Genomic DNA, 24265 nt, shown 5'->3' with positions numbered 1-24265 from the left:
GTGCCCCTAGTCCCGCTCGCCGCCCGGCACCCACAGGACGTCGCCGTTCTCGCGGTTGGCGTGCCGGGCCAGGATGAAGAGCAGGTCCGAGAGCCGGTTGAGGTACTTCACGGCGAGCAGGTTCATGGTCTCGCCGTGCACCTCGTACGCCGCCCACGCGGACCGCTCCGCCCGGCGTACGACGGTGCGCGCGACGTGCAGCAGCGCGGCGCCCTCGGTGCCGCCGTTCAGGATGAACGAGCGCAACGTCGGCAGCTCCTCGTTGTACTGGTCGCACCACGCCTCGAGCCGGTCGATGTACGCCTGCTCGATGCGCAGTGGCGGGTACTCCGGCTCGGCGACCACCGGCGTGCAGAAGTCGGCCCCCACGTCGAAGAGGTCGTTCTGGATCCGGGTCAGCACCTGCACGACGTCCGGCTCGAGCCCGCCCTGGGCGAGCGCGAGGCCGAGGTGCGCGTTGGCCTCGTCGACGTCGGCGTAGGCCGCGAGCCTCGGATCGGTCTTGGTGGTGGTGCTCATGTCGCCGAGGCGGGTCTCCCCGGCGTCGCCGGTGCGCGTGTAGATCCGGGTGAGGTTGACCATGGGCCCACGGTAGTGGCGCGCGGTACGACGTAGCCTCGATGCGCATGCGACGTTTCGCACAGCCGCTCCTGCTCGCCCTGCCGGCGCTCCTGCTGGCGGTGGCAGGGCTCCTGCACCCCCACCACCTGAGCTACGGCACGTCGTGGCGGTGGTTCACGCTGCACCTGCCGGGGCTGCTGGCCTTCCCGCTCGTCGGTGTTGCGCTCGCCGCGCTCATGGGCCGGCGGACCGACCCGCTCGCCTGGGCGGTCCGGCTGGCGGCGTACGTCTATGCCACCTTCTACACCGCGCTCGACGTGATCAGCGGCGTCGCCGCCGGCTACGTGACCCACGAGCTCGGCCCCGGGGTGCCGCGACCCGAGGCGGTCAGCCTGCTCTTCCGGATCGGGACGCCGCTGGGGGAGATCGGCTCCTGGGCCCTGCTCGTCACCTGCGCGCTCGTGGTGGTCGACCAGGTCCGGCGCCACGGCGCCCGGGGTGCGGTCGCGGTGGTGCTGCTGCCCGGCGCGTGGCTCGTGCACATCGGCCACATCTTCGCGCCCGAGGGGGTCGCGGGCATGCTGCTGATCGCGCTGGGCACGGCGGTGACGTCCGCAACGGACGCGACACGACGGGAAAGTTGAGGAACAGAGGCAACCATCCGGGTGTTGTGCGCGTCATAGTGGGTGACAGGCCAAGCGATGGCTGATCGGGGCGGGGGCCCCGAGAAACGGGGAACACCGATGGAGATCCTGACCGACGGTCCGACCATCCTCCTCAGCGGTGACTTCGACGTGCGCAGCACGTGGGAGGTCCGCAACGCGATCTACGAGCACCTGCACGGCCACGACGAGGACGTCGTCATCGACCTCACCGACGTGACCGCCATCGACATGACCGCACTCAAGGTGCTCGCGGTCGCCACCCGGCAGGCATCCCGCTCCGGGCACCACCTCACGCTGCGTGGCTGCGGTCCGTCCGTACGCCGCATGCTCACGCTCACCCGGATGAGCCGGATGGTCGAGGTGGAGCGGGTCGCCGCGTCGGCCTGAGCGTCTGGCCGCAACGTCAGCCGCAATGTCAGCCGCAATGTCAGATTGTCCACACGCGCCAGCGGTTACCAATCGGTAGTCGCCGTCCTACCCTCGGATCCATGAGCGACCCGCAGTCCCACCCGGCCGCGAGCCACGCCAAGGACCGGCCGTGGCTGATGCGCACCTACTCCGGCCACTCGACGGCCGCGGCCTCGAACGCGCTGTACCGGACCAACCTCGCCAAGGGCCAGACCGGGCTCTCGGTCGCCTTCGACCTGCCCACGCAGACCGGCTACGACCCCGACTCCCCGCTCTCGCGCGGCGAGGTCGGCAAGGTCGGCGTGCCGATCCCGCACCTCGGCGAGATGCGGCGCCTCTTCGAGGACATCCCGCTCACCGAGATGAACACCTCGATGACGATCAACGCCGTCGCGATGTGGATGCTCGCGATGTACCAGGTGGTCGCCGAGGAGCAGAACCCCGACAGCACGCCTGAGGAGGTCGCCGCCCAGCTGGCCGGCACCACCCAGAACGACATCATCAAGGAGTACCTGTCCCGCGGGACCTACGCGTTCCCGCCCGAGGCCTCGATGCGGCTGATCGCCGACATGATCGCCTACACGGTCCACCAGATCCCGAAGTGGAACCCGATCAACATCTGCAGCTACCACCTGCAGGAGGCCGGTGCGACGCCGACACAGGAGCTCGCCTACGCGCTGAGCACCGCGATCGCCGTGCTCGACCAGGTCAAGGACGCCGGACAGGTCGACGCCGAGGACTTCGAGAAGGTCGTCGGCCGGATCTCGTTCTTCGTCAACGCCGGCGTGCGGTTCGTCGAGGAGACCTGCAAGATGCGGGCCTTCGACCAGCTGTGGGACGAGATCACGCGCGAGCGGTACGGCGTCCAGGACCCCAAGATGCGCCGCTTCCGCTACGGCGTGCAGGTCAACTCGCTCGGCCTGACCGAGGCCCAGCCGGAGAACAACGTGCAGCGCATCGTGCTGGAGATGCTCGGCGTGACGCTCTCCAAGAACGCCCGCGCCCGCGCCCTCCAGCTGCCCGCGTGGAACGAGGCGCTCGGCCTGCCGCGTCCGTGGGACCAGCAGTGGTCGCTGCGCCTGCAGCAGGTGCTCGCCTTCGAGTCCGACCTGCTGGAGTACGACGACATCTTCGACGGCTCGCACGTCATCGAGGCCAAGGTCGCGGAGCTGGTCGAGGGCGCGAAGGCCGAGATCGACCGCGTGCAGGCGATGGGCGGTGCGATCGCGGCGGTCGAGTACATGAAGTCCGAGCTGGTCTCCTCGCACGCCGCCCGCCGGGCCCGGATCGAGTCGGGCGAGGAGGTCATCGTGGGCGTCAACAAGTACGAGACGACCGAGCCGTCCCCGCTGACCGCCGACCTGGACGGCGCGATCATGGCCGCCGACCCCGAGGCCGAGAAGACCGCCCGGGCGAGCGTCGAGGCCTGGAAGGCGCAGCGCGACGAGACCGAGGTGGCCGAGGCGCTGGCCGCGCTCGCTGCCGCCGCCAAGACCGAGGCCAACCTGATGGCGCCGACGCTCGCCGCGGCTCGCTCGGGCGCGACCACGGGAGAGTGGGCGGCGACCCTGCGCGAGGTCTTCGGCGAGTACCGCGGCCCGACCGGCGTCAGCGGCGCCGTCGTCGCTGAGGCCGGGGCCGAGCTGACGGCCGTCCGCGAGCGGGTCCGGGCGACGGGCGACGAGCTGGGCGGTCGGCTGCGGCTGCTGGTCGGCAAGCCCGGGCTCGACGGCCACTCCAACGGCGCCGAGCAGGTCGCCGTACGCGCGCGCGACGCGGGCTTCGAGGTCGTCTACCAGGGCATCCGGCTCACGCCCGAGCAGATCGTGGCCGCCGCCGTCGCCGAGGACGTGCACTGCATCGGCCTCTCGATCCTCTCCGGGTCCCACATGGAGCTGGTGCCCGACGTCCTCGACGGGCTGCGCGAGGCCGGTCTGGCCGACGTGCCGGTGATCGTCGGCGGGATCATCCCGGACTCCGACGGCCGCAAGCTGCGCGAGCTCGGGGTCGCGGCCGTCTACACGCCGAAGGACTACGGGCTGACCGAGATCATGGGCGGCATCGTCGACGTGATCCGGAAGGCCAACGGTCTCGACGGATGACCTCTCTGCAGTGCCCCGCGCGCATCCTCGTGGCGCGCCACGGCGAGGCGGAGTACGAGACCGAGGTGTGCTCCGACGACGGCGGGAGCCTGACGATGCTCGGCCGTGGTCAGGCGGCCGAGCTCGCGGACCGGCTGAAGGGCGAGCGGATCGCGCGCGTCTGGACGAGCTCGCTCTCGCGTGCCGTCCAGACGGCCGAGATCGCGGCCTCCGGGCTGGGGGTCGACGTCGTCGTGCGCGAGGGCCTGCGTGAGTACGGCGTCGGCTCGCTCGCCGGCACGACGACGGGCGAGCAGGAGTACTTCAGCGGCGTCTTCCGGCAGTGGGCGGCGGGGGACGACGCGACCCGCATCGACGGCGGAGAGCTGATCTCGGACTTCGTCCGGCGGGTCGGCGCGGTGCTCGACGAGGCCGCCGATGCCCATCCGGGCGAGACGGTGCTGGTGGTCAGCCACGGCGGCGCGATCCTCGCGACGCTCCCGCAGCTCGTAGGACTGCCGCGGACGCGGGGTCTCGGGATCTCGCTCGCGAACTGCGGCGTGATCGAGCTGGAGAAGGACGCCGACGGCTGGCGGCTGGTCGCCGGTCTCGACTGAGGTCAGCGGCGCCGGAGGACCAGCAGGGCGACCGCGCCGGATCCGGCCGATGCCATGGAGCCGGCGACCAGGCTGAGGCTGATGCTCCACGTCTGCATCGCCTGGGAGCGGCTCACCTGCAACGCGAGCAGGCACTCGCCCATGCTGGTGTCCCGGTTGCCGCAGACGACGGTGGAGCCCGGAGCGCCGGACAGCTCCAGGACGAGGTAGACCACGGCGACCACGCCGAGGACGACCGCGAGGCCGAAGAGGACACCGGCGACTGCGGCGGCCGCGCCCGGCGCCGGTGCTGAGGGCCGGGCGGGTGCGGGCGCCGGAGAGGTGGTCACGGGAGGGTGATGCCCGGGGCAGGCCCGCACAAACCGCACCTACTCCGCGCGGATCTCCTCGGGACGCAGTCGCGGCGCGCAGGCGATCATCGACACCAGCGCGACCCCGACCCCGCCGGCGATCGCGACCAGTCCCAGGACGAGCGTCTGGTCCCACGGGATCGTGGAGCTCTCGTCGAGGCTGAGGTACGTCGCGCCGGCCAGCGCGCCGAGGCCGACGGCCAGCACGGAGCCGAGGACGACGGGCACGGCGGTCTCGAGGCCCTGCGCCCGGCGGATCACACCCCGGCCGAGCCCGACCAGCTGGAGCGCGACGACCTCCTTGCGACGCTGGGCGCCGCGGTCGATCGTGGACACCGTGAGGGCGAGCAGGCCCACCGCGAGCACGACGCCCGCGACGATCCAGATGACCGAGCTCATCGTCGCGACGAAGTCGTAGTCGTCGTAGTAGCCACCGTCCTGGGCCGCGAAGCCGGCAGCGGCCAGGCGCGTGCCGAGGTCGCGACCCGGCCCGCCGACGACCAGGAAGGTGTGCTGGGTGCTGCTCGGCAGGTCGCCCACCAGCGTCGGCGGGATGATCACGCTGGCGTAGAGCGGCGAGAGGGCGTCGGTGGACGCGTGCGCCCCGGTCGTCGACATGGTCGGGAGGTCGAGCGGCAGCCGCACGACCGGGACCTCGGCGTCGGACGCGTCATCGGTGTCGGTCGACCAGGTCACCTGGCCGCCGCGCACGGCGTCGGCGGCGTACTCGGTGATGAAGTCGCTCTCGTCGATGCCGAGCCACATCGCCTCGCCGTCGCGGCAGTCGCTGAGCGCGGCATCGAGCCGGGCGAGGTCGGCGCAGGTGGCGACGATCGCCTGGGTCCCCGTGCCGGCGACGGACAGGGTCGGCAGGTCGATGACGTCGTGGACGCCGTCGACGGCGGCGAGCCGCGCCGCCGTGTCCGGTGCCTCGGCCCGGGACGCGAGCACGGTGACGCGCTGGCCGCGCTCGATGTCGCGCGCCTGGGTCGCGTACTGCGGGGTGCTCTCGAAGGCGACCAGCACGAAGCGCGCGCCGGTCGCGAGGAACAGGCCGATCAGGAGGGCCGCGATGATGCGCGCGACCCCCGCCGGCTGCGCCTCGAGCCGGCGCACGGCGATCCGCTGGGCAGGGCCGAGCGCGCGGCCGGAGGTGAGGCGGGTCAGCAGCCGGACGAGCACCGGCAGCACCAGGAGCATGCCGACGGCCGTCAGGCCGATGCCGCCGAAGAGGGTGACCACCTGCTGGTCCGAGATCTCGTCGCCGTGGTGCTCGGACAGCACGACCGTCAGGCAGAGCGCGACACCGGCGACGAGGGGGAGGAGGCGCCACCAGCCCGGAGGGCGCCGGTCCGCACGACGGGTGATGGCGAGCGCGTCGTCGACCGAGGACCGCGCCGGCGCCACGCTGGCGAGGATCGCGAGCGCCGGCACGCCGACGACCACGAGGACCTGGTCGAGCGGGGTGGGCGCGAAGAACTCGCCCCAGGCAGGTCCGGCCGGGGCATGCCCGAGCAGCAGGGGCCGGACCAGCCAGAAGACGACCCAGCCCAGGACGGCGCCGACGAGGGCGGCGCCGCCGGCCTCGCCGGTCCCGACCAGCCGGGTCTGGTTGGCGGTCAGCCCGATCAGGCGGAGGTTGGCCAGCCGGCGGTCGCGCAGCGAGGCCGAGAGCCGGGCGACCGTCGCCACCAGCACGGCGCAGGGGAGCCCGACGACCGCGATGATCACGGCGACCAGTCGCGGCATCTCGTTCTGGTACGTCGTCGCGGTGACCAGCTGGTGGTGGCCGGCGGCGAACGTGACGAGGAGGATGGCCGCCCCGAGCATCGCGGCGACCGCCAGCAGCGCGGTCCGCAGCCGGGCGGCGGGCGTGATCGCGAGCCGCAGCCCGAGCCGCAGCGACGTCACGCGACCACTCGCTCGGCGACCCGGCCGTCGCGGACGACGACGAGGTCGTCGAGGTGCGAGGCGACCACGTGGTCGTGGGTGACCACGACCAGGGCTGCGCCGGCGGCGGCCGTCACCGAGACCATCGTGTCCAGCACCTGCTCCGCGGTCAGGCTGTCGAGCGCCCCCGTGGGCTCGTCAGCCAGCACCACGGCCGGGCCGTGCACCAAGGACCGGGCGACGGCCGCCCGCTGGACCTGGCCGCCGGAGACCGCTCCGGTACGCCGGTCGGCCAGGTCGGCGACCCCGAGGGCGTCGAGCAGCTCGAGCGCCCGCGCGCGGGCCGGCCGGGCCCGCTCGCCGAGGACCTGCAGCGGCAGCATCACGTTCTCGACCACGGTGAGCTCGGGGACCAGGTCGCCGAACTGCAGGACCATCCCCATCCGGGACAGCCTCCGTCGGCTGCGCTCGGACTCGCTCAGCTGGTCGAGCCGCACGTCCTCGAACCAGATCTCACCGGCGGCGGGCCGCACCACGCCGGCCAGGGCGTGGACGAGCGTCGACTTGCCAGACCCCGACGGGCCCATGACCGCCGTCCGCGACCCGGGCGCGATCGCCAGGTCGACGGAGTCGACGGCCGTGGTCTCGCCGTACCGGACGGTGAGGCCGCGGGCCTCCAGGACAGCCGGTCCGGGCCTCATCGGAGCTCCTCCAGCCGGGCTCCGGCCTCCTCGATCCAGCGCAGGTCCGCGTCGAGGTGCGCCAGCTCGTAGGTGATCGCGAGCTGTGCCACGGCGTCGGCCTCCTTGCGCTGCGTGGTGAGCTCGCGCATCCGCGCCAGGTGCTGCACCCGCTGTCGGTCCAGCACCTCGGCGGCCGAGCGGCCGGAGGTCAGGGCCACGCTGACCCGCGTGTAGAGGTTGCTCATCGCGAACTCCGTGGGTTGATGAGGGGCGTAGACCCAGGCGGTGACCGCCTCGACCCCGTCCTCGGTGATCCGGTAGCGCTTGCGCTCCGGGCCGTCGACGACCTCGACCTCGGTCACCTCGGCCCAGCCCTTGGTCTCGAAGCGGGAGAGGGCGGCGTACACCTGGCCGAACGCGAGCGGGCGGGTGCGGGCGAAGCGGTCGTCGTAGCGCTGCTTGAGGGTGTAGCCGTGGGCCGGCTCCTGCTCGAGGAGGGCGAGGAGGGGGAGGGCGGTGCTCATGCGGCGGACTATACACACAGTGAATAGTGGCCGTGGTGGAACGACGAACGTGTCTCGCCGATCACGTTGAGGTAAGCCTGCCCTTATCTCCGTGTTACCGTTCCGCGCGTGGGCAAGAAGTCGAAGGTGCGCAAGCTCCCCAAGGTGGAGTGCTGCGTCTCGAAGTCGAAGTGCGGGCGCTGCCCGCTGCGGATGCTGAAGGAAGGCACCCTGCCCGACGGGTATACGGTCAAGAAGCGCAAGCTCGTCACGGTCGACGGCAAGAAGGTCACCAAGAAGAAGCTTGCGAAGGCAGCCTGACCGACCGTCATCGCCGACCCCGCCCTCTGACCAAGGAGCCCCCGTGGCCGCGCCCCGTTTCGTCGACCAGCTCAACGTCCAGATCGGCAACGAGCTCTCCGCGCACAATCAGTACCTCACGTGCGCGATCTACTACGACGCCCTGACCATGCCGCAGATGGCCGCCTTCTTCTACGCGCAGGCGCTCGAGGAGCGCGGCCACGCGATGATGATGGTGCAGTACCTCCTCGACACCGACGCGGACGTGACCATCCCCGCCGTCGAGGCGCCGGTCAGCGACTTCGGGGACGTCGTCGGGCCGGTCGAGCTCGCGCTGGCCCAGGAGAAGCGGGTCACCGACCAGATCAACGCGCTGCTCCGGATCGCTCGCGAGGAGTTCGACTTCGCCTCCGAGCAGTTCATGCAGTGGTTCATCAAGGAGCAGGTCGAGGAGGTCGCCACGATGAGCGACCTGCTGGCCGTGGTGAAGCGCAACCTCGACGACGTCGAGGACATCGAGGAGTACGTCGCCCGCGAGCAGGGTGGCGAGGGTGCCGACCCGACGGCCCCGCGCCAGGCCGGCGCCTGAGTCCTACCGCCTGAGTCCTACCGGAGCCAGCGCAGCACGGTCGCGGCGACCGGGCCGGGACGCTCCAGCGGGAGCGCGCTGCCGGCACCCGCGAAGGTGCGCGTCGTGACCTTCGTCGGGTACGCCGCGGCCTGGGCGCTGCGGGCCTCGGGACGGGTGAGCGCGTCCGCGCCGCCGTAGAGCAGCAGCACCGGTGCGTCGACCTGGGCGGCGCCGAGCCCGGAGGCCAGCCGCATCGGCGCCCGGCTGAGCACGTCGCCGCAGGGCACCGCAGCGCGCCGGGCGACCGCTGCCCGTTGCACGCGGGCGGGCGCCACCGCGAAGAGCTGGTGCCGGAGCTCCGCCGCGCCGGCGGCCGGCGCGGTCGCGGATCCGGTGAGGCAGGCGGCGCGCTGCCGGGCCAGCTCCTCCTGGGCGAGCTGGGTCGCCGTCCGGTCGGTCCACGACATCAGGACCAGACCGGCGACGTCGTCGAAGGTGGCCGCCTCGACCTGGGCGATGGCCGCCCCCACGCCGAGTCCGTGCGTGACGACGGAGGCGGCCGCCGGCGTGCTGCCGAGCCGCGCGTCGGCGAAGTCGTAGCGCCCCGAGCGCAGGTGCTGGACGACCTGGTGGAGCATGTCGGCCTGCGCGCCCAGGCAGGTCGAGGTCGGGCGCCCGCTGGCGCCGTACCCCAGCCGGTCGATCACGAGAGAGGTCTCGCCGCGCGCGGCGAGGCGGGAGGCGTAGTCGTAGCCGGCCAGGCCCCGCCCACGCAGGTGCCAGAACCAGCTCCCGGTGCCCTCGTCGTGCACGAGCACGTTGACCCGCAGCGGTCCGCTGCGGCCCTGGATCGCGCGGGGCGGCCCGACCAGGCGGGCCCGCAGGCGGTAGGACTGGTTGTCGGGCACGCACAGGGCGCTGGTCGCGTTGGTGTTCTCGACGTCGAGGACGACGGCGCGCGACACGAGCCGCGGGGGAGCGGCGTCGGCGGGCGTCGGGACGACGACCGCGACGAGCGCCGGGGAGAGCAGTGCGGTCAGGACTCCGAGAAAGGTCAGCCTCACGCTGTTGAACCTACGTCAATAAGGCGCCGGGACGGAATGTGACCTTGCCCGCGCCGCCCCGTGGGCCACACTTTCCCCATGCCAGCCCCGGGAGGTCTCGCCGAGCGGGTGATCGTGGTCGGCGCGGGAGTCGTCGGCCTGACCTGCGCGGTCCGGCTGCTCGAGGCGGGCCTGCGGGTCGACGTGGTCGCCCGCGACCTCCCGCGGGAGACGACCTCGGCCGTGGCGGCCGCGCTCTGGTACCCCTACCGCGCGCTCCCGCAGGACCGGGTCACGGCGTGGGCGCGCACGTCGTACGCCGTCTTCGACGCGCTCGCCGACACCGATCCCGAGTCCGGGGTCCGGATGGTGCCGGGCACCGAGGTGCTGGTCGTCGACCGGGCCGATCCGTGGTGGTGCTCGGCGGTGCCCGCGCTGCAGCACACCCGGGACGTCCCGGCGGGCTGGGCGGCCGGGTGGTCGTTCACGACGCCGGTCGCCGACATGGGCGTCTACCTCGGGTGGCTGGCGGCGCGGGTCGAGTCGCTCGGCGGCACGATCACGCGCCTCAACCTCGCGGCACTGCCGGCGACCGGGCTGGTCGTGAACTGCGCCGGTCTCGGGGCCCGGCTGCTCGGCGCCGACCGGACCGTCGTGCCGGTGCGCGGCCAGGTCGTGGTCGTCGAGCAGGTGGGGCTCGAGCGCTGGTGGCTCGACTCCGCGGGCCCGACGTACGTCGTGCCGAGGGAGCACGACATCGTCCTCGGGGGCACGGACATCGAGGGCGACTGGAGCCGCACGCCGTCGCCCGCGACGGCGGCCGAGATCGTCGGCCGTGCGGCCGCGCTCGTGCCGCAGCTGCGCGGCGCGCGGGTGCTGCGGCACAAGGTCGGGCTGCGGCCGGTGCGGCCCGCCGTACGTCTCGAGCGGGTCGGTGACGTGGTCCACTGCTACGGGCACGGCGGCGCCGGCGTCACCCTCAGCTGGGGCGTCGCCGACGAGGTGGTCTCGCTGATCGGTCGTTGAAGTGTCACCCAGCCGATACCCTCAGCGCGTGGAACCCGACGCGGGAGCCCTCTTCCGTGGAGTCTTCGAGACAGCGCCCGACGCCGTGGTCGTCGTGGACAGCGCTGGCGTGATCGTGCGCGCCAACCCGCAGTGCCTCGCCGTCTTCGGGTCGCCGCCGGAGGAGCTCGTCGGGAAGTCGGTGGACGTGCTGGTGCCGCTCGGCGTCCGCGGCAACCACCCGCGGCGACGCGAGGGGTACGGCGCCGCCGCCAACCCGCGCCCGATGGGGCTGCTCCGGCTGGCGGCCACTCGCAGCGACGGCACCGAGTTCCCGGCGGAGATCTCGCTCGCCCCGATCGACGTCGACGGCGAGAAGTACGTGTCCGCCACCGTGCGGGACATCACCGCCCGCACCCAGGACGAGGAGCGCTTCCGCAACCTGCTCGAGGCGACGCCGGACCCGATGGTCATCATCGACTCGTCCACCACGATCGTGCTGGCCAACAAGCAGGTCACCGAGGTGTTCGGCTACCCGGCCGGCGAGCTGGTCGGGCAGTCGATCACGCTGCTCGCCCCCGAGGACCGGCGCGACTCCGACGGGTCGTGGTTCCAGGAGTACCTCCAGGCCCCGGACGTGCGCCCGATGCAGTCCAACCAGGGCGCCGCGGTCCGCCACCGCGACGGCCACGACGTGCCGGTCGAGGTGTCGATGGCCCCGCTGCAGACCGACGAGGGCGTGCTGGTGTCGGTCGCGCTGCGCGACGTCACCGACCGGCTCCAGATGCAGGCCGAGTCGCAGCGGCTGCGCGACGACGTGATCGCCACCGTCTCGCACGAGCTGCGCACCCCGCTGACCTCGATCATCGGGTACGCCGAGCTGATGTCCGACCTCGACGAGGGCGACCTGAGCCGCAGGGCGCGCAAGCTCCTCAACGTGATCGAGCGGAACGCCTCGCGGGAGCTGCAGCTCGTCAACGACCTGCTCACGATGGCGTTCCTCGAGGACGACCGGCTGCGGATGCTGCGCGAGTCGCTCGACCTCGACGAGGTCTGCCGTCGCGTGGCCGACGACCTGCGGCTCGCGGCGCGCGAGCGGGCCCTGACGCTGACGTTCGTCGGCGGCGAGACGGCGCCGGTCGTCGGGGACCTCCACCGCGTCGTCCAGGTGCTGGAGAACGTGGTGACCAACGCCCTGAAGTTCACGAAGGCGGGCGGCACGGTCGACATCGCCATCACCGACCACGGCGCGATGGGCGTCATCGAGGTCCGCGACACCGGGATCGGGGTGTCGCCGGAGGAGCAGGACCGGCTCTTCGAGCGCCTCTACCGCTCGCCGCGCGCGATCGCCGACCAGGTGCCGGGTGCCGGGCTCGGGCTGCCGATCGCGCGCGCGATCGTCGAGGCGCACGGCGGGTGGATCGACCTCCAGAGCGAGCTGGGGGTGGGCACGGTCGTGCGGGTCGCGCTGCCGCACGAGGCGCAGGGCGGCGCTACAGCGGTGTGACCGTGACGACAGCGGCCGGGTCGAGCGCGCCGTACACGTGCGGGAACGTCTCGGTGACGTCCGGAGCGGGCCGCTCCTCGACGACGGGTACGTCGAGGAGATCGGTCTCGATCTCGAGCAGCACCAGCGGCTCGGTCACGTCGGCGTAGAACGCCGCCCGCACGCCCTCCCACTGGTCGGCGCGACTGGCGTGGAGGTAGCCCTCCTCCTCGAGCGTCACCCCGCGGGTGGAGGTCGTGTAGGCACCGGACGCCTGTGCGTCGGTCCAGTCGGCCAGGGTCGCGATGTGGAAGATCCTCACCCGCTGATCCTCTCCCATACCGAGAGTGCTTGATCGGGACGAGGGCTACCGGTTGTCGAGGATGGCGGCCGTCGTCGGGGCCAGCCGCACGGAGCGCACGCTGCGCTCGCCGCGGCGGTAGCTGGTGCGCAGCGTGACCGGGCGGGACGCGGCGGTCGGGTTGACAACGACGATCCCGCGGGTGAAGCGACGGCTCCAGGTGCCGTCGGCGTTCTCGACCGCGGGGCCGGCGGGGCGGCCGACGCTGCGGGTCGAGGCCGGCAGCCAGTGGCTGGAGTCGGTCTCGTCGGGCACGTAGACGCTGGCCCCGGTCCGGCCGTTCCAGGACAGCAGCCAGGTCGCGCGCTCGTAGGTCTGCCGGACCCGGTCGTCGGCGGGGCCGTAGCCGACCGCGAGCAGCGGCACGCGCCGGGCGGCCAGCCAGCGGGCGGCGTCGAACTTCCAGCGCCAGTCCGCGCCGACGAACCGCTCCGAGGTGCCGGGCCAGTTGGTGAAGTGCTCGTTCTCCCAGCCGGAGACGTACGGCGTCCAGTCTCTCAGCGCGGTGCGCCAGTTGTCCCACTCCAGGGACACGTTGGGCACCGCGAGGTAGCCGGCGCGACGGATCTGGGGAGCGACGTGCGCCAGGAACGAGCCGGTGGCGGCGTACTGCGCCGCGTCGTCGGGGATGCGCGTGGAGACGCGACCGGCGACGGTCGGGTGGCTGAGGATCGTGAGGACGTCGTCCATCATCACGCCGTCCCACCGGTGCTGGCGCAGCTCAGCGAGCACGTTCTGCGACCAGGTCTGCTGGTAGCCGGGGTCCGCGACGTCCATCGGGTAGAGCCCGCGCCAGTCCGACCACTCGAGCTGCTGGCCGGCCCGGTCGCGCAGGAACCAGGACGGGTGGTGCGCGGCGACCCAGTCGTAGCCCATACCGGCGGGGAAGCGGCCGGTCGCGGACTCGGCCTCCTTCACCACGGCCGAGGCGTCCTTGTACATCAGGATCGTGATGCCGGGGTGTCGGCGCCGCAGCTCGGGAATGCGGGGGTACTCCCACGACTGCATCACGACGACGTCGCCCCGTGCGGCCTGAGGGGTCTTGTCGAGGTCGCCCCAGTCCAGCGTCAGCACCCCGGTGCCGGCGGCCCAGGTGGGGGAGTCTGAGCGGGCGTTGACCCGCCGGTCCGCCGCCGGGGCCGGGCCGGCAGCGGCGACGGCGGTGGCGAGGATCACCACCACGCCCGCGAGGCGTACGGCGGTGCGGCGGATCTGACGGGTGTTCACAAGGTGCCCTCCGAGGACGTCGGTCGTGACCGATGTACTCATCGGACGAAGATCGTCCGAGATGAGCGTGCGCACCATGTCTTAACTTTGCGCGCCGTACGGGCCGAACGGCATGAGCCATGCGGGCGGGGTTTGCTGGGGTCCGTTTGTGTAGTCCCTGACGGAATGGTCCCGTCCCGGCCGACCTGAGGACCGTTTCGTCAGGGACTACCCGAACGGGCGGGCTAGAAGAGCCGGTGGCTCGGGTCGTCGAGGCCGCGGAGGGCGTCGTAGTCGACGACGGCGCAGGCGATGCCGCGGTCGGTGGCGAGGACGCGGGCCTGGGGCTTGATCTCCTGGGCGGCGAAGATGCCGCGGACGGGGGAGAGCAGCGGGTCGCGGTTGAGCAGCTCGAGGTAGCGGGTGAGCTGCTCGACGCCGTCGATGTCGCCGCGGCGCTTGATCTCGACGGCCACGGACGCGCCGGCCTCGTCGCGGCACATCAGGTCGACGGGGCCGATGGCGGTGGGGTACTCGCGGCGTACCAGTGTCAGGCCGGGGGCCAGCGTCGCGGGGTGGTCGGCGAGCAGCTCCTGCAGGTGCTTCTCGACACCGTCCTTCTGCAGGCCGGGGTCGACGCCGAGGTCGTGCTGCGAGTCGCTGAAGATCTCGGCGAGCAGGATCCGGAGGGTGTCGTCGGTCTTCGGGTTGGTGACCGTCCACTCGACCTGGCCGTCCTCGGTGGTGCCCTCCCGCAGGGTGCACGGCGGCGACATCCAGTTGAGCGGCTTGTAGGAGCCGCCGTCGGAGTGCACCAGCACCGAGCCGTCGGCCTTGATCATCAGGACCCGGGTGGCCATCGGGAGGTGGGCGGTCAGCCGCCCGGCGTAGTCGACCTGGCACTGGGCTACGACGAGTCTCACGGGCCGGGAATCTACCGGTCCCGGCTCCGGGACCGAGCGGCGCGGCCCGATTGGATCGTTAAGTTACTGGTGAGTGAACTACGCCATAGTCAGCACGCGGTGGGCATGCCACGATGCGCCGCATGACGACCTCGCCCGCAGAGTCAGACTCCCAGTCCCGCACCTTCAGCACGATCGGCGTCATCGGCCTGGGCACCATGGGTGCCGGCATCGCCGAGGTGTTCGCCCGCAACGGCTACGCCGTGGTGGGCGTCGAGAAGGACGCCGACGCGCTGGACCGGGGCCGCCAGTACCTCGAGCACTCGACGACCCGCGCCGTGAAGAAGGAGAAGCTGACCGAGTCGGAGCAGGCCGAGCTCCTCGGCCGGATCACCTTCAGCACGTCGATGGACGACGTCGCGTCGGCCGACCTGGTCGTCGAGGCGGTCGTCGAGTCCCTGGAGACCAAGAAGGCGCTCTTCCGCCAGCTCGACGCGATCGTCGGTCCCGACACGATCCTCGCGACGAACACGTCCAGCCTGTCGGTCACCGAGATCTCGACGGCGAACTCGAGCCCCGGGCGCGTCATCGGCGTCCACTTCTTCAACCCCGCGCCGGTCCAGCAGCTCGTCGAGATCGTGCGCACGGTCGTCACCGAGGAGCAGGTGCTCGCGGACGTCCAGGCCCTGATGGCGGCGCTCGGCAAGACCCCGGTCGTCTGCGGCGACAAGGCGGGCTTCATCGCCAACACGCTGCTCTTCGGCTACCTCAACCACGCGGTCTCGATGTACGAGGGCCGCTACGCCACCCGCGAGGACATCGACGCCGCCATGCGCTTCGGCTGCGGCTACCCGATGGGCCCGCTGGCGCTGTTGGACCTGATCGGCCTCGACACGGCGTACGAGATCCTCGAGACGATGTACCGGCAGGGCCGCGACCGCCTGCACGCGCCGTCGCCGATCCTCAAGCAGATGGTCACCGCCGGGATGCTGGGTCGCAAGACCGGCCGCGGCTTCTACACCTACGAGGCGCCGGACAGCCCGGTCGTGGTCGCCGACGACCGCACGCCGTCCGCCGACGAGCAGCCGCAGCTGCGCCACGACATCACGCTGGTCGGCGTGGTCGGCACCGGCACGATGGCCACCGGCATCATCGAGGTCTTCGCCAAGAGCGGGTACGACGTGCTCTTCGTCGGCCGCGGCCAGGACAAGGTCGACGGCGTGGTCAGCGCGATCACCAAGAGCTTCGACAAGCAGATCCAGCGCGGCCGCTCGACCGAGGAGAAGAAGGCCGAGGTGCTCGCCCGCCTGACCGGCTCGACCTCGCTCGACGACCTGAAGGACGTCGACATCGTCGTCGAGGCCATCGCCGAGGACCTGGCCGTGAAGACGACCCTCTTCGAGAACCTCGACGAGATCTGCAAGCAGGGAGCCATCCTGGCGACCACCACCTCGAGCCTGCCGATCATCGCCTGCGCGAAGGCGACGTCGCGGCCGCAGGACGTCATCGGGATGCACTTCTTCAACCCGGCCCCGATCATGAAGCTGGTCGAGGTGGTCTCCACCGTCTCGACCGACGACGCCGTCACCGAGACCACCCAGGCGCTGGTCGCGAAGGTCGGCAAGGTCGGCGTCTCCTGCGCCGACCGGGCGGGCTTCATCGTCAACGCGCTGCTCTTCCCGTACCTGAACGACGCGGTGCGGATGCTCGAGGCGCACTACGCCACCGCCGACGACATCGACACCGCGATGAAGCAGGGCTGTGCGCTGCCGATGGGCCCGTTCGAGCTCCTCGACGTCGTCGGGAACGACGTGTCGCTGGCGATCCAGCGCGAGCTCTACCTGGAGTTCCGCGAGCCCGGCTTCGCTCCCGCCCCGCTGCTCGAGCACCTGGTCACCGCCGGCTACCTCGGCCGCAAGACCAAGCGCGGCTTCCGGGACTACAGCGCGAGGTGACCCGCTCCCGGTCGGTCAGTAGCTGAACTGGCCGACCAGGGTGCGCATCTCGGCTGCCATCTCGGCGAGCTCGCCGGCGGCCGCGTTGGTGCTGTCGGCGGCGGCCTGGGTCTCCGAGGCGGCCTGCGCCACGCCGGTGACGTTCTCAGCGATGTCGTGGGAGCCGGTCGCCGCGTCGCCGACGTTGCGGCGCATCTCGTTGGTGGTCGCGGTCTGCTCCTCCACGGCGGAGGCGATGGTGGCCTGGGTGTCGTTGATCTGGCCGATGATCTGAGAGATCTCGGCGATCGCGGACACGGCTGCCTCGGTGTCGGACTGGATCGCGTCGATCCGGCGGGCGATGTCCTCGGTCGCCTTGCCGGTCTCCTGGGCGAGCTCCTTGACCTCGTTGGCGACCACGGCGAAGCCCTTGCCGGCCTCGCCGGCGCGGGCTGCCTCGATGGTGGCGTTGAGGGCCAGGAGGTTGGTCTGCTCGGCGATCGAGTTGATCACCTTGATGACGCTGCCGACCTCGGCCGAGGAGACGCCGAGCTTGGCGACGGCCTCGTTGGTGGTCTCGGCGACGCGCACCGCCTGCGCCGCGACCCCGGCCGCGTCGGCCGCGTTCTGGGCGATCTCCCGGATCGACGCGGACATCTCCTCGGTGCCGGTCGAGACCGTCTGCACGTTGCGCGAGACCGTGTCGGCAGCCGCGGACACCACGCCGGCCTGCGAGGACGACTGGGCGGCCGAGGCGCTCATCTGGCCGGACACGGACGAGAGCTCCTCGGAGGCGGAGGCCAGGGAGTGGGCGTTCTGGTCCATCGCGCCCATCGCCTCGGACAGCTTGACCAGGGCGTTGTTGAGCGACTCGGCCATGTGGCCGGCCTCGTCGGCGGAGTCGACCTCGATCCGCTCGTCCAGCCGGCCCTGCGCGACGGCGTCGAGCACGGCCGAGACCCGGCGGAGCGGTCCGACGATCAGCCCCGCGACGTACAGGCTCAGGCTCACGGCGAGCGCGAGGCCGACGGCGAGGATCACGAGGATCAGCGTCCGCGAGCGGTTCTGCATCGCGTCCGCGTCGTCCGCGAGCGCCTTCGCCGCGGCGGTCTCCTGCGTGTAGAGCTCGTCGAGGGGCTCCGCGAAGCTGTCGTCGAGAGGGTCGAGGGCGTCGATGACCGCACGCCGACCCGCATCGGTCCCCGCCAGGGGGAAGACGGTGTTGTCGCGGACGTCCTTCCACTGGCTCCAGGCGTCCTGGAAGTCACTCATCAGCCGGGCGCGCCGGTCGGTGCTGCTGCCGTGGGCGGCCAGGTACGCCGCGACCGCGGCGTCGGCCTCGCCGTCGGTGTCCGCGATCTCCTGCGCGGCGTCCTTCCGGTCCGCCGGCGTCGCCGCGTCGACGTAGCGCCAGACCAGGACCCGGTTGTCGCCCTCCATGTCGCGCAGGTCGCCGAGCGCGGCCAGCGGCACCGCCGCGTTGTCGTAGAGCACGTCGGCGTCGTGTCCCACGGCGCCGAGTCGGTTGATCGAGAAGGCGCCGACGCCCGCGGCCACCAGGACGACGAGACCGAGCGACAGCAGGATCTTGGTCCGGAGCCGGAGGTCGCGGATCCACTGGAGCGGGCGGGGTGAGCGGTGCGTCGTGTCAACCATGGCTGGCCTCTCGAAGGGCGCGATCGATCGCGTCGTGGGGTCGTCGGTGGACGACGCCTCCGAGACGCGGCGCCATGGTCGTAGATCGGCCACCGACCCGCTGAGGTGAGAGGTTCGTGGACCGCCGCTACGTCGGGCTCATGGGCTTGATCACCTTGAGCTTCCGGTTGAGCGCCTTGGTGCTCCCGAGCGTCTCCCACGCCTTGCCGTAGAGCCCTTCCATCTCGCTCAACAGGTCCTCGTACGCCGTACGGTCCTCAGGGCTCCAGTCGGACCGGTCCTCCTTCTTGCCCGCCACCTTGTTGTCGGCGTCGAGGGTCCGCATCTTCTCGTACTGCTTGTGGGCCGCCTCCTTGACCCCGATGATCGGCGCCAGGTGGAGCTGCAGCTCGATGACGAAGCCGGCGTAGTGCTCCTTCCCGGTGACCTTCCCGCGAGCGTCGTAGATGTCGATGTCGGCGCCGCCCATCTCGATGGACAGGTTGATGTCGCCGTAGCCCTTGCCGTTCACGAGGGAGTTCTTGACCCGGACCAGGTGGAACATCGGGTTCTTGGCGATGGTGCCGTAGCACTTGACGAGGTCCTTGGGATCGTCGAACGAGATCGAGCCGCCGGTCAGGTCGACGATGCGCGACATGTCGCCCTTGTAGTCGGCCGTCACCTTCTCCATCGTCCGGTCGAGCGACTTCATCTTCCCGCCGGGCCGGAACTGGGTCTTCCCCTTGGACTTCGCGGCGACCTGCTCCACCTGGTACTTGAACTCGGCCTCGAGCATGGAGCAGTGGGCATAGATCTCGCCCAGGTCGGCGACGGGCTGGTGGAGCGCCTTCTTGTCCGGAGCCTCGCCCTCCTTGACCGCCGCCACCCCGGCCCGTTTGGTCGCGCTGGACTCGGGCGAGAACTTGCCGCTGGGCGTGCCCGCGTACTCGTCGGGCTTGCTGCCGTCGGCCTTCGGCACCTGCTGGTCCGGGGCGAGCTTGTAGTTGGCCAGGTTGTCCAGCTCGCCCGGGCCTGCGTTGCCCCGGCCTCGGGCAGCACGCAGACGCGCGGCCGCGCGCTCGACATCGTCGTCGGTGCGCCGTACGACCGGGAGCGGGACCGGCGCGGCGGGGCCTGTACTCGACGCGGTCGCAGCCTCGACCGCCTCGGCACCCGGAACCGACTGATGGAGCAGCTTGTGGTCTGACATGGAGGCTCCACAGGTGGTGGGCGCGGGGAGCGCCCCTCCGTCCCGATCAGCATAGGAGCCGTCATCCGCGTGCGCGGCGTTTTCGCATCCCCGTCGGCCTCCGCGGCGTACGGTCGCTCCATGCGTCGGTGGGCTGCCCTTGTCGTGACCGTCCTCGTGGTGCCGCTCCTCGCCGGCGTCGCGCCCGCGCAGGGGGCATCGGTGACGTCGTTCCCGCTCCTCTCGGCAGGGAGCGGGATCGCTCTCGGGCCGGACGGCAACCTGTGGGTCGCCGAGGAGTTCAACGACTCCGTCGCTCGACTGTCGCCGAGCGGGGCACTCCTGGAGCGCTTCGCGGTCGGGGACGCCCCGTCGACCGTGGCTGTCGGGCCGGGCGGGCGGGTATGGGTCGCCGTCACCGGCTCGCGCAAGCTGACCTGGTTCGACGCGACGGCGCCGTCGCCGACGGCCCACGACATCGCTACGGGGCCCTCGACGTGCGGGCCGGTGGCCCTGGTGTCCGGTGGCGACGGACGCATGTACTACTCCCTGCCCTCGGACGGCACCTGCAACGGGGGCGGCAGCCAGCTCGGCTCGGTGGCCGACACGGGCCTGGGCGGCGTGACGAACGTGAGCGCCGGCGGCGGTGAGGTCTACGACCTCGCCGTCGCCAGTGGCAAGCTCTTCGCGCCCGACTTCGGGGGCGACGTGGTCCGGCGCTTCTCCCTGGATGGCGCGTTCAACGTCGACAGCACGATCACGGTCGCGACCGGCTCGGGCCCGGAAGGGATCGCGGCAGACGGCGCGGGGAACCTGTGGGTGACCGAGTGGAACACCGGCAAGGTGGTCCGCTTCCCGGCCAGCCAGAACAATGGGTCGGCGCAGGAGATCCCGCTCACCGGCGGCACGCTGGCCAACCCGTACGGCATCGTCGCGAGCGGCGACGGCAGGATCTACGTCGCGGGACAGGCGAGCGCGAACCTGGTCCGCATCTCGGCCGACGGGGTCTCCAGCAGCTTCGAGGCCCTGCCCGCGACCGAGCCGCACGCGGTCGTGGACGGACCCGACGGCGAGCTCTACGTGACCGACCAGCGCAACGCGAGCCTGCTCCGGTTCGTCGACGCGGCACCGCGCGCCTCCGCGGCGGCGGTGAAGGCCCCGACCACCACGGCGGCGACCGCGTCCTCGGTCGTGGATCCCCGGGGCAACGAGACCCGGGTGTTCTTCGACTACGGCGCGACGACGGCCTACGGACGCACCGCCGGCCCGTACGTCGTGCCCGCGAGCGCCGCCGCCACGAACGTCGCCGTCAGGCTGACCGGCCTCAAGCCGGGCACCACCTACCACGTGCGGGTGCGCGCCACGAACGCCGAGGGCACGACCACGACCACCGGCACGACCTTCGCGTCGCGGAGCCCCCGGCTCGCCGCGCGCACGAAGCTCCGCTACCGGAGCGGACCGACGACCGTCATCACCCAGGTGAGCGTGTCACGACTGGGTGGCGGCGAGACGATCACGATCCGCTGCCAGGGTCGCGGCTGCCTGTTCAAGACGAAGGTCGTCAAGCGCGTAAAGAAGGGGATCCGGTCCTTCGGCAACGAGCTCTGGAAGGCACGCGGCCTGAGGCAGGGCAGCAAGGTCGTGGTCCTGGTGACCAAGCCGAAGGCCATCGGCCGGTCGACCACCCTGACGGTCCGCGCGGGCAAGAAGCCCAAGATCGTCCAGTCCTGCCTGCGCCCGGGCACCACGCGACCCACGTCCTGCTCCTAGACGGTCGGGTCGCGACGCGAGCGCTGCTCAGCCCTGCGGGAGCGGCCGGATCCGGCCGCCGGCCTCGTCGGGCGGCTCGACGCATGCGGCCCTGACGCGGGCGGCGATGTCGTCGGGGAAGGGCGCCGAGGCCCGGCCGACCACGTGCACGCCGAGGACCTCCTCGGTGGCCCGCAGCCTCCCGCCGGCGTACATCTCGTGCCAGAGCCAGAGCAGCTTGCCCGTGGCGCCGATGACCGACGAGCGCACCTCGAGGTCGTCGCCGAGCGAGACCTCGTCGAGGTAGCGCACGTGCGCCTCCAGCGTGTAGAGCGAGGCGTCGTGGGCCGTCCGGTAGTCCGGTCCCAGACCCACGGCATCCATCACCGCATCGGTGGCGTGGCCGAACACGAGCACGTAGTAGGCCTCGGAGAGATGGCCGTTGTAGTCGATCCACTCCGGGAGGACCGGCTCTCGCCAGAGCGCGGTCACCTGTCGCCCTGCATCCTCAGGATCGCGACGACACCGCGGTCCCGCTCGGCGACGAGGTCGTCGATGGTGCGGTCGCCGGACTCGCGCGCGCAGCCGTCGACCACCTCGTTGCGCAGCTCGGTGGTCAGCTCCGGCGCCTCCAGCCGGGTCCACGGAGAGAGCAGCGACGGTCCGAAGTGGTCGAGCATGTGCGCCATGCCGCCCTGGCCGCCGGCCAGGTGGAAGGTCAGCATCGGTCCCTGGAGCGCCCAGCGCAGGCCCGGGCCGTCGACGATCGACTGGTCGATCTGCTCGACCGTCGCCTCTCCGTTGGCGACCATGTGCAGCGCCTCGCGCCACAGCGCCTCCTGCAGCCGGTTGGCGATGAAGCCGGGCACCTCCCGGTCCATCTCGATCACCGACTTCCCGGCCACGCGGTAGAACGCGGCGGTCCACGCGACGACGTCGGCGTCGGTGGCCTCGCCGCCGACGACCTCGACCAGCGGGATCAGGTACGGCGGGTTGAACGGATGTCCGACGACGGTGCGCTCAGGGTGCGAGCAGCTGCCCTGCATCTCACTCATGCCGTAGCCCGACGTCGACGAGGAGATGACGACGCCCTCGGGCGTCACCGCGTCGATGTCCGCGAGGAGCCTGATCTTGAGGTCGAGGTCCTCGGGCGCACTCTCCTGCACGAAGTCGGCGCCCGCCAGGGCCGTCGCCAGGTCGGGCTCGTAGGTGAGCCGGTCGCGGCTCGCGCCGTCCGCCAGGCCGAGCTCGGTCAGGGCCGGCCAGGCCGCGTCGACGACGTGGCGCAGACGGCCCTCGGCGTCGGGGGCCGGGTCCCAGGCGACGACGTCGTACCCGCGGGCCAGGAAGTACGCCGCCCACCCGCCACCGATCACTCCGGCGCCGATGCAGGTGACGGTCCTGACCTGGTCCGGCGCGACGCGGGTCATCGCTTGCCCAACGCGAGGATCTCGCGCCCCTCGTCCGGGGTGGCCACGTGGGCGCCCATGGACTCCACGATCGTCCGCGCCCTCTCGACGAGCTGGGCGTTCGTCGCCTTCACGCCCTTGGCCAGGTAGAGGTTGTCCTCCAGGCCGACGCGCACGTGACCGCCGAGCAGGACCGACTGCGCCACCCACGGCATCTGCATCGGGCCGAGGGCGAACGACGCCCACACGGCGTCCTCCGGCAGCTGCGCCACCATCGCCATCAGGGTCTGCGGGTCGGCAGGGGCGCCGTACGGGATGCCCATGCAGAGCTGGTACATCGCCGGCGCGTCGATGAGGCCCTCCTCGACCAGGGTCTTGGCGAACCAGAGGTGCCCGGTGTCGAAGATCTCCATCTCGCAGCGCACGCCGAGCTCCTGGATCTTCTTGGCTCCCTCGCGCAGCATGTCGGGCGTCGACACGTAGACCAGGCTGCCCTCCCCGAAGTTGAGGCTGCCGCAGTCGAGCGTGCAGATGTCGGGGAGGAGCTCCTCGACGTGGGGGAGTCGGTCGACGCCACTGACCAGGTCGGTGCCCGCGAGGAAGGTCGTCGGGTCGTGCGGGTCGAGCACCAGGTCGCCGCCCATGCCTGCGGTGGTGTTGATGATGACGTCCACGTCCGAGGCACGGATCCGCTCCACCACCTCGCGGTAGAGGGCGACCTCGCGCGAGCCCACGCCGGTCTCGGGATCGCGGACGTGCACGTGGACGATCGTGGCGCCGGCGCGGGCGGCGGCGATCCCCGACTCGGCGATCTGCTCCGGGGTCACCGGCACGTGCTCGGAGCGGCCGACGGTGTCGCCGGCGCCGGTGAGCGCGCAGGTGATCATGACGTTGCGGTTCACGGTGTCTCCTTCATCAGCGGCCCTTCCAGACCGGCGGTCGTTTCTCGGCGAAGGCACGGAAGCCCTCGACGCCGTCCTCGGAGTCGTAGAGCGTCGCCACGGTCGGGAGGCCGCTCGACGTCACGAGGTCCATCGCCTCCTGGAACCGCAGCGACTCGGCGGCCCGGGCCGTCTCCTTGATCGCGGCGAAGACGAGCGGCGGCCCCGCGGCCAGCAGCCGCGCGGTCTCCCAGGCTCGCGCGCGTACGGCGGCCTCGTCGGCCAGCACCTCGTTGACGACGCCCCACCGGGCGGCCTCGCTCGCCGGCATCCAGCGTCCGGTCAGGAGGAGCTCCATCGCGACGTGGTAGGGCATCCGCTTCGGGAGCTTGATGGTCGCGGCGTCGGCCAGGGTGCCGGCGTTGATCTCCGGCAGTCCGAACCGGGTGGCCTCGGAGGCGTAGACCAGGTCGCACGACAGCGCCAGCTCCCAGCCACCGCCGACCGCCATGCCGTGGACGGCGGCGATCACCGGTTTGTTGAGGTCGGGCAGCTCCTGGAGCCCGCCGAACCCGCCGACGCCGTACTCGCCCTGAACGGCGGCGCCCTCGGCCGCGGCCTTGAGGTCCCAGCCGGCGCAGAAGAACTTGTCACCCTCGGTGCGCACGATCGCCACCCGCAGGTCGGCGTCGTCCCGGAAGGCGGCGAAGACCTCGCCCATCACGCGGCTGGTGGGCAGGTCGATGGCGTTGGCCGGCGGCCGGTCCAGGGTGACCTCGAGGACGCCGTCCTCGACCCGGGTCGTCACGCTGCTGCTCTGCTGGGTGTCGCTCATG

The 24265-nt window shown here is 71.8% G+C and carries 25 protein-coding genes; 10 read left to right on the top strand and 15 right to left on the bottom strand.

The window, feature by feature from the left end:
- Positions 1-6: 6 nt before the first annotated feature.
- A complete protein-coding gene (locus ASC77_RS08300; protein WP_056150974.1) occupies positions 7-582 on the bottom strand; it encodes a cob(I)yrinic acid a,c-diamide adenosyltransferase in 576 nt (191 codons plus the stop codon).
- Positions 583-626: 44 nt separating this feature from the next.
- Here ASC77_RS08300 and ASC77_RS08295 point away from each other — a divergent pair, with 44 nt between their 5' ends.
- From ASC77_RS08295 to ASC77_RS08280, 4 genes are all read left to right on the top strand, one after another.
- Positions 627-1205: a hypothetical protein gene (locus ASC77_RS08295; RefSeq protein ID WP_156390999.1), complete on the top strand. Its 579-nt coding sequence runs from the start codon at positions 627-629 to the stop codon at positions 1203-1205.
- A 99-nt stretch (positions 1206-1304) separates the two neighbouring features.
- On the top strand, positions 1305-1613 hold the full coding sequence (locus tag ASC77_RS08290; RefSeq protein ID WP_056150969.1) for an STAS domain-containing protein: 309 nt from the start codon (positions 1305-1307) through the stop codon (positions 1611-1613).
- Between the two features lie 101 nt (positions 1614-1714).
- Positions 1715-3736, top strand: coding sequence for a protein meaA (locus ASC77_RS08285; RefSeq protein ID WP_056150967.1), 2022 nt, complete (start codon positions 1715-1717; stop codon positions 3734-3736).
- Entirely contained in the window at positions 3733-4332 is a 600-nt protein-coding gene (locus tag ASC77_RS08280) for a histidine phosphatase family protein (protein WP_056150965.1), read from the top strand. Before ASC77_RS08285 ends, ASC77_RS08280 begins: the two co-directional genes overlap by 4 nt.
- 2 nt (positions 4333-4334) lie before the next feature.
- Here ASC77_RS08280 and ASC77_RS08275 read toward each other — a convergent pair whose 3' ends face one another.
- Genes ASC77_RS08275 through ASC77_RS08260 form a run of 4 tightly spaced genes read right to left on the bottom strand, consistent with a single transcriptional unit; the run spans position 4335 to position 7779 of the window.
- Complete coding sequence (locus ASC77_RS08275) at positions 4335-4661, bottom strand: hypothetical protein (protein WP_056150963.1); 327 nt, start codon at positions 4659-4661, stop codon at positions 4335-4337.
- A gap of 39 nt (positions 4662-4700) precedes the next feature.
- The gene (locus tag ASC77_RS08270) at positions 4701-6593 is read right to left on the bottom strand and encodes an FtsX-like permease family protein (protein ID WP_056150962.1); all 1893 of its coding nucleotides are present in this window, start codon (positions 6591-6593) and stop codon (positions 4701-4703) included.
- Complete coding sequence (locus tag ASC77_RS08265) at positions 6590-7273, bottom strand: ABC transporter ATP-binding protein (protein ID WP_056150960.1); 684 nt, start codon at positions 7271-7273, stop codon at positions 6590-6592. The genes ASC77_RS08270 and ASC77_RS08265 overlap by 4 nt, the downstream gene beginning before the upstream one ends.
- Positions 7270-7779 (bottom strand): PadR family transcriptional regulator, encoded by a 510-nt coding sequence (locus ASC77_RS08260; RefSeq protein ID WP_056150958.1) that lies wholly within the window; start codon positions 7777-7779, stop codon positions 7270-7272. The genes ASC77_RS08265 and ASC77_RS08260 overlap by 4 nt, the downstream gene beginning before the upstream one ends.
- 108 nt (positions 7780-7887) lie before the next feature.
- On the opposite strand from ASC77_RS08260, the gene ASC77_RS08255 reads away from it, so the two are divergent.
- Together ASC77_RS08255 and ASC77_RS08250 are read left to right on the top strand one after the other, a co-directional pair.
- Positions 7888-8079: a hypothetical protein gene (locus tag ASC77_RS08255; RefSeq protein ID WP_056150956.1), complete on the top strand. Its 192-nt coding sequence runs from the start codon at positions 7888-7890 to the stop codon at positions 8077-8079.
- A gap of 43 nt (positions 8080-8122) precedes the next feature.
- Complete coding sequence (locus tag ASC77_RS08250) at positions 8123-8647, top strand: ferritin (RefSeq protein WP_056150954.1); 525 nt, start codon at positions 8123-8125, stop codon at positions 8645-8647.
- Between the two features lie 17 nt (positions 8648-8664).
- On the opposite strand, the gene ASC77_RS08245 is transcribed toward ASC77_RS08250, so the two are convergent.
- Positions 8665-9693 carry an alpha/beta fold hydrolase gene (locus ASC77_RS08245; protein WP_056150952.1) on the bottom strand — a complete coding sequence of 343 codons (1029 nt, stop codon included), beginning with the start codon at positions 9691-9693 and terminating at the stop codon, positions 8665-8667.
- 78 nt (positions 9694-9771) lie between these two features.
- On the opposite strand from ASC77_RS08245, the gene ASC77_RS08240 reads away from it, so the two are divergent.
- Together ASC77_RS08240 and ASC77_RS08235 are read left to right on the top strand one after the other, a co-directional pair.
- Positions 9772-10698 carry an FAD-dependent oxidoreductase gene (locus ASC77_RS08240; protein WP_056150950.1) on the top strand — a complete coding sequence of 309 codons (927 nt, stop codon included), beginning with the start codon at positions 9772-9774 and terminating at the stop codon, positions 10696-10698.
- 28 nt (positions 10699-10726) lie between these two features.
- Complete coding sequence (locus ASC77_RS08235) at positions 10727-12184, top strand: PAS domain S-box protein (protein ID WP_056150948.1); 1458 nt, start codon at positions 10727-10729, stop codon at positions 12182-12184.
- Here ASC77_RS08235 and ASC77_RS08230 read toward each other — a convergent pair.
- The 3 genes from ASC77_RS08230 to nucS all read right to left on the bottom strand — a co-directional run bounded on the left by ASC77_RS08230 (position 12171) and on the right by nucS (position 14653).
- Positions 12171-12485 (bottom strand): DUF952 domain-containing protein, encoded by a 315-nt coding sequence (locus ASC77_RS08230; protein ID WP_200944939.1) that lies wholly within the window; start codon positions 12483-12485, stop codon positions 12171-12173. The two genes, ASC77_RS08235 and ASC77_RS08230, sit on opposite strands and share 14 nt — an antisense overlap.
- A gap of 45 nt (positions 12486-12530) precedes the next feature.
- The gene (locus ASC77_RS08225; protein ID WP_162249808.1) at positions 12531-13793 is read right to left on the bottom strand and encodes a putative glycoside hydrolase; all 1263 of its coding nucleotides are present in this window, start codon (positions 13791-13793) and stop codon (positions 12531-12533) included.
- A gap of 182 nt (positions 13794-13975) precedes the next feature.
- Complete coding sequence (gene nucS, locus ASC77_RS08220) at positions 13976-14653, bottom strand: endonuclease NucS (RefSeq protein WP_056150942.1); 678 nt, start codon at positions 14651-14653, stop codon at positions 13976-13978.
- 122 nt (positions 14654-14775) lie between these two features.
- Here nucS and ASC77_RS08215 point away from each other — a divergent pair, with 122 nt between their 5' ends.
- Positions 14776-16587 (top strand): 3-hydroxyacyl-CoA dehydrogenase family protein, encoded by a 1812-nt coding sequence (locus ASC77_RS08215; RefSeq protein WP_235547545.1) that lies wholly within the window; start codon positions 14776-14778, stop codon positions 16585-16587.
- Between the two features lie 15 nt (positions 16588-16602).
- On the opposite strand, the gene ASC77_RS08210 is transcribed toward ASC77_RS08215, so the two are convergent.
- On the bottom strand, positions 16603-18222 hold the full coding sequence (locus ASC77_RS08210) for a methyl-accepting chemotaxis protein (protein WP_056150938.1): 1620 nt from the start codon (positions 18220-18222) through the stop codon (positions 16603-16605).
- A gap of 127 nt (positions 18223-18349) precedes the next feature.
- Positions 18350-19411, bottom strand: a complete 1062-nt coding sequence (locus tag ASC77_RS08205) for a hypothetical protein (protein WP_056150936.1) — start codon at positions 19409-19411, stop codon at positions 18350-18352.
- Between the two features lie 120 nt (positions 19412-19531).
- Here ASC77_RS08205 and ASC77_RS08200 point away from each other — a divergent pair, with 120 nt between their 5' ends.
- Positions 19532-21160, top strand: a complete 1629-nt coding sequence (locus ASC77_RS08200) for a hypothetical protein (RefSeq protein ID WP_156390998.1) — start codon at positions 19532-19534, stop codon at positions 21158-21160.
- Between the two features lie 27 nt (positions 21161-21187).
- Here ASC77_RS08200 and ASC77_RS08195 read toward each other — a convergent pair whose 3' ends face one another.
- Genes ASC77_RS08195 through ASC77_RS08180 form a run of 4 tightly spaced genes read right to left on the bottom strand, consistent with a single transcriptional unit; the run spans position 21188 to position 24264 of the window.
- Entirely contained in the window at positions 21188-21631 is a 444-nt protein-coding gene (locus ASC77_RS08195) for a thioesterase family protein (protein ID WP_056150932.1), read from the bottom strand.
- Entirely contained in the window at positions 21628-22569 is a 942-nt protein-coding gene (locus tag ASC77_RS08190; protein ID WP_056150930.1) for a 3-hydroxyacyl-CoA dehydrogenase NAD-binding domain-containing protein, read from the bottom strand. The genes ASC77_RS08195 and ASC77_RS08190 overlap by 4 nt, the downstream gene beginning before the upstream one ends.
- Complete coding sequence (locus ASC77_RS08185; protein ID WP_056150927.1) at positions 22566-23450, bottom strand: 3-keto-5-aminohexanoate cleavage protein; 885 nt, start codon at positions 23448-23450, stop codon at positions 22566-22568. Before ASC77_RS08185 ends, ASC77_RS08190 begins: the two co-directional genes overlap by 4 nt.
- A 13-nt stretch (positions 23451-23463) precedes the next feature.
- Positions 23464-24264: an enoyl-CoA hydratase-related protein gene (locus tag ASC77_RS08180; RefSeq protein WP_056150925.1), complete on the bottom strand. Its 801-nt coding sequence runs from the start codon at positions 24262-24264 to the stop codon at positions 23464-23466.
- Between the last annotated feature and the right edge of the window lies 1 nt (position 24265).

This window comes from Nocardioides sp. Root1257 (assembly GCF_001425175.1).
Classification (GTDB): domain Bacteria; phylum Actinomycetota; class Actinomycetes; order Propionibacteriales; family Nocardioidaceae; genus Nocardioides.
Note: the sequence above shows the minus strand (reverse complement) of the source record. Positions and strands in the feature narration are given on the sequence as shown.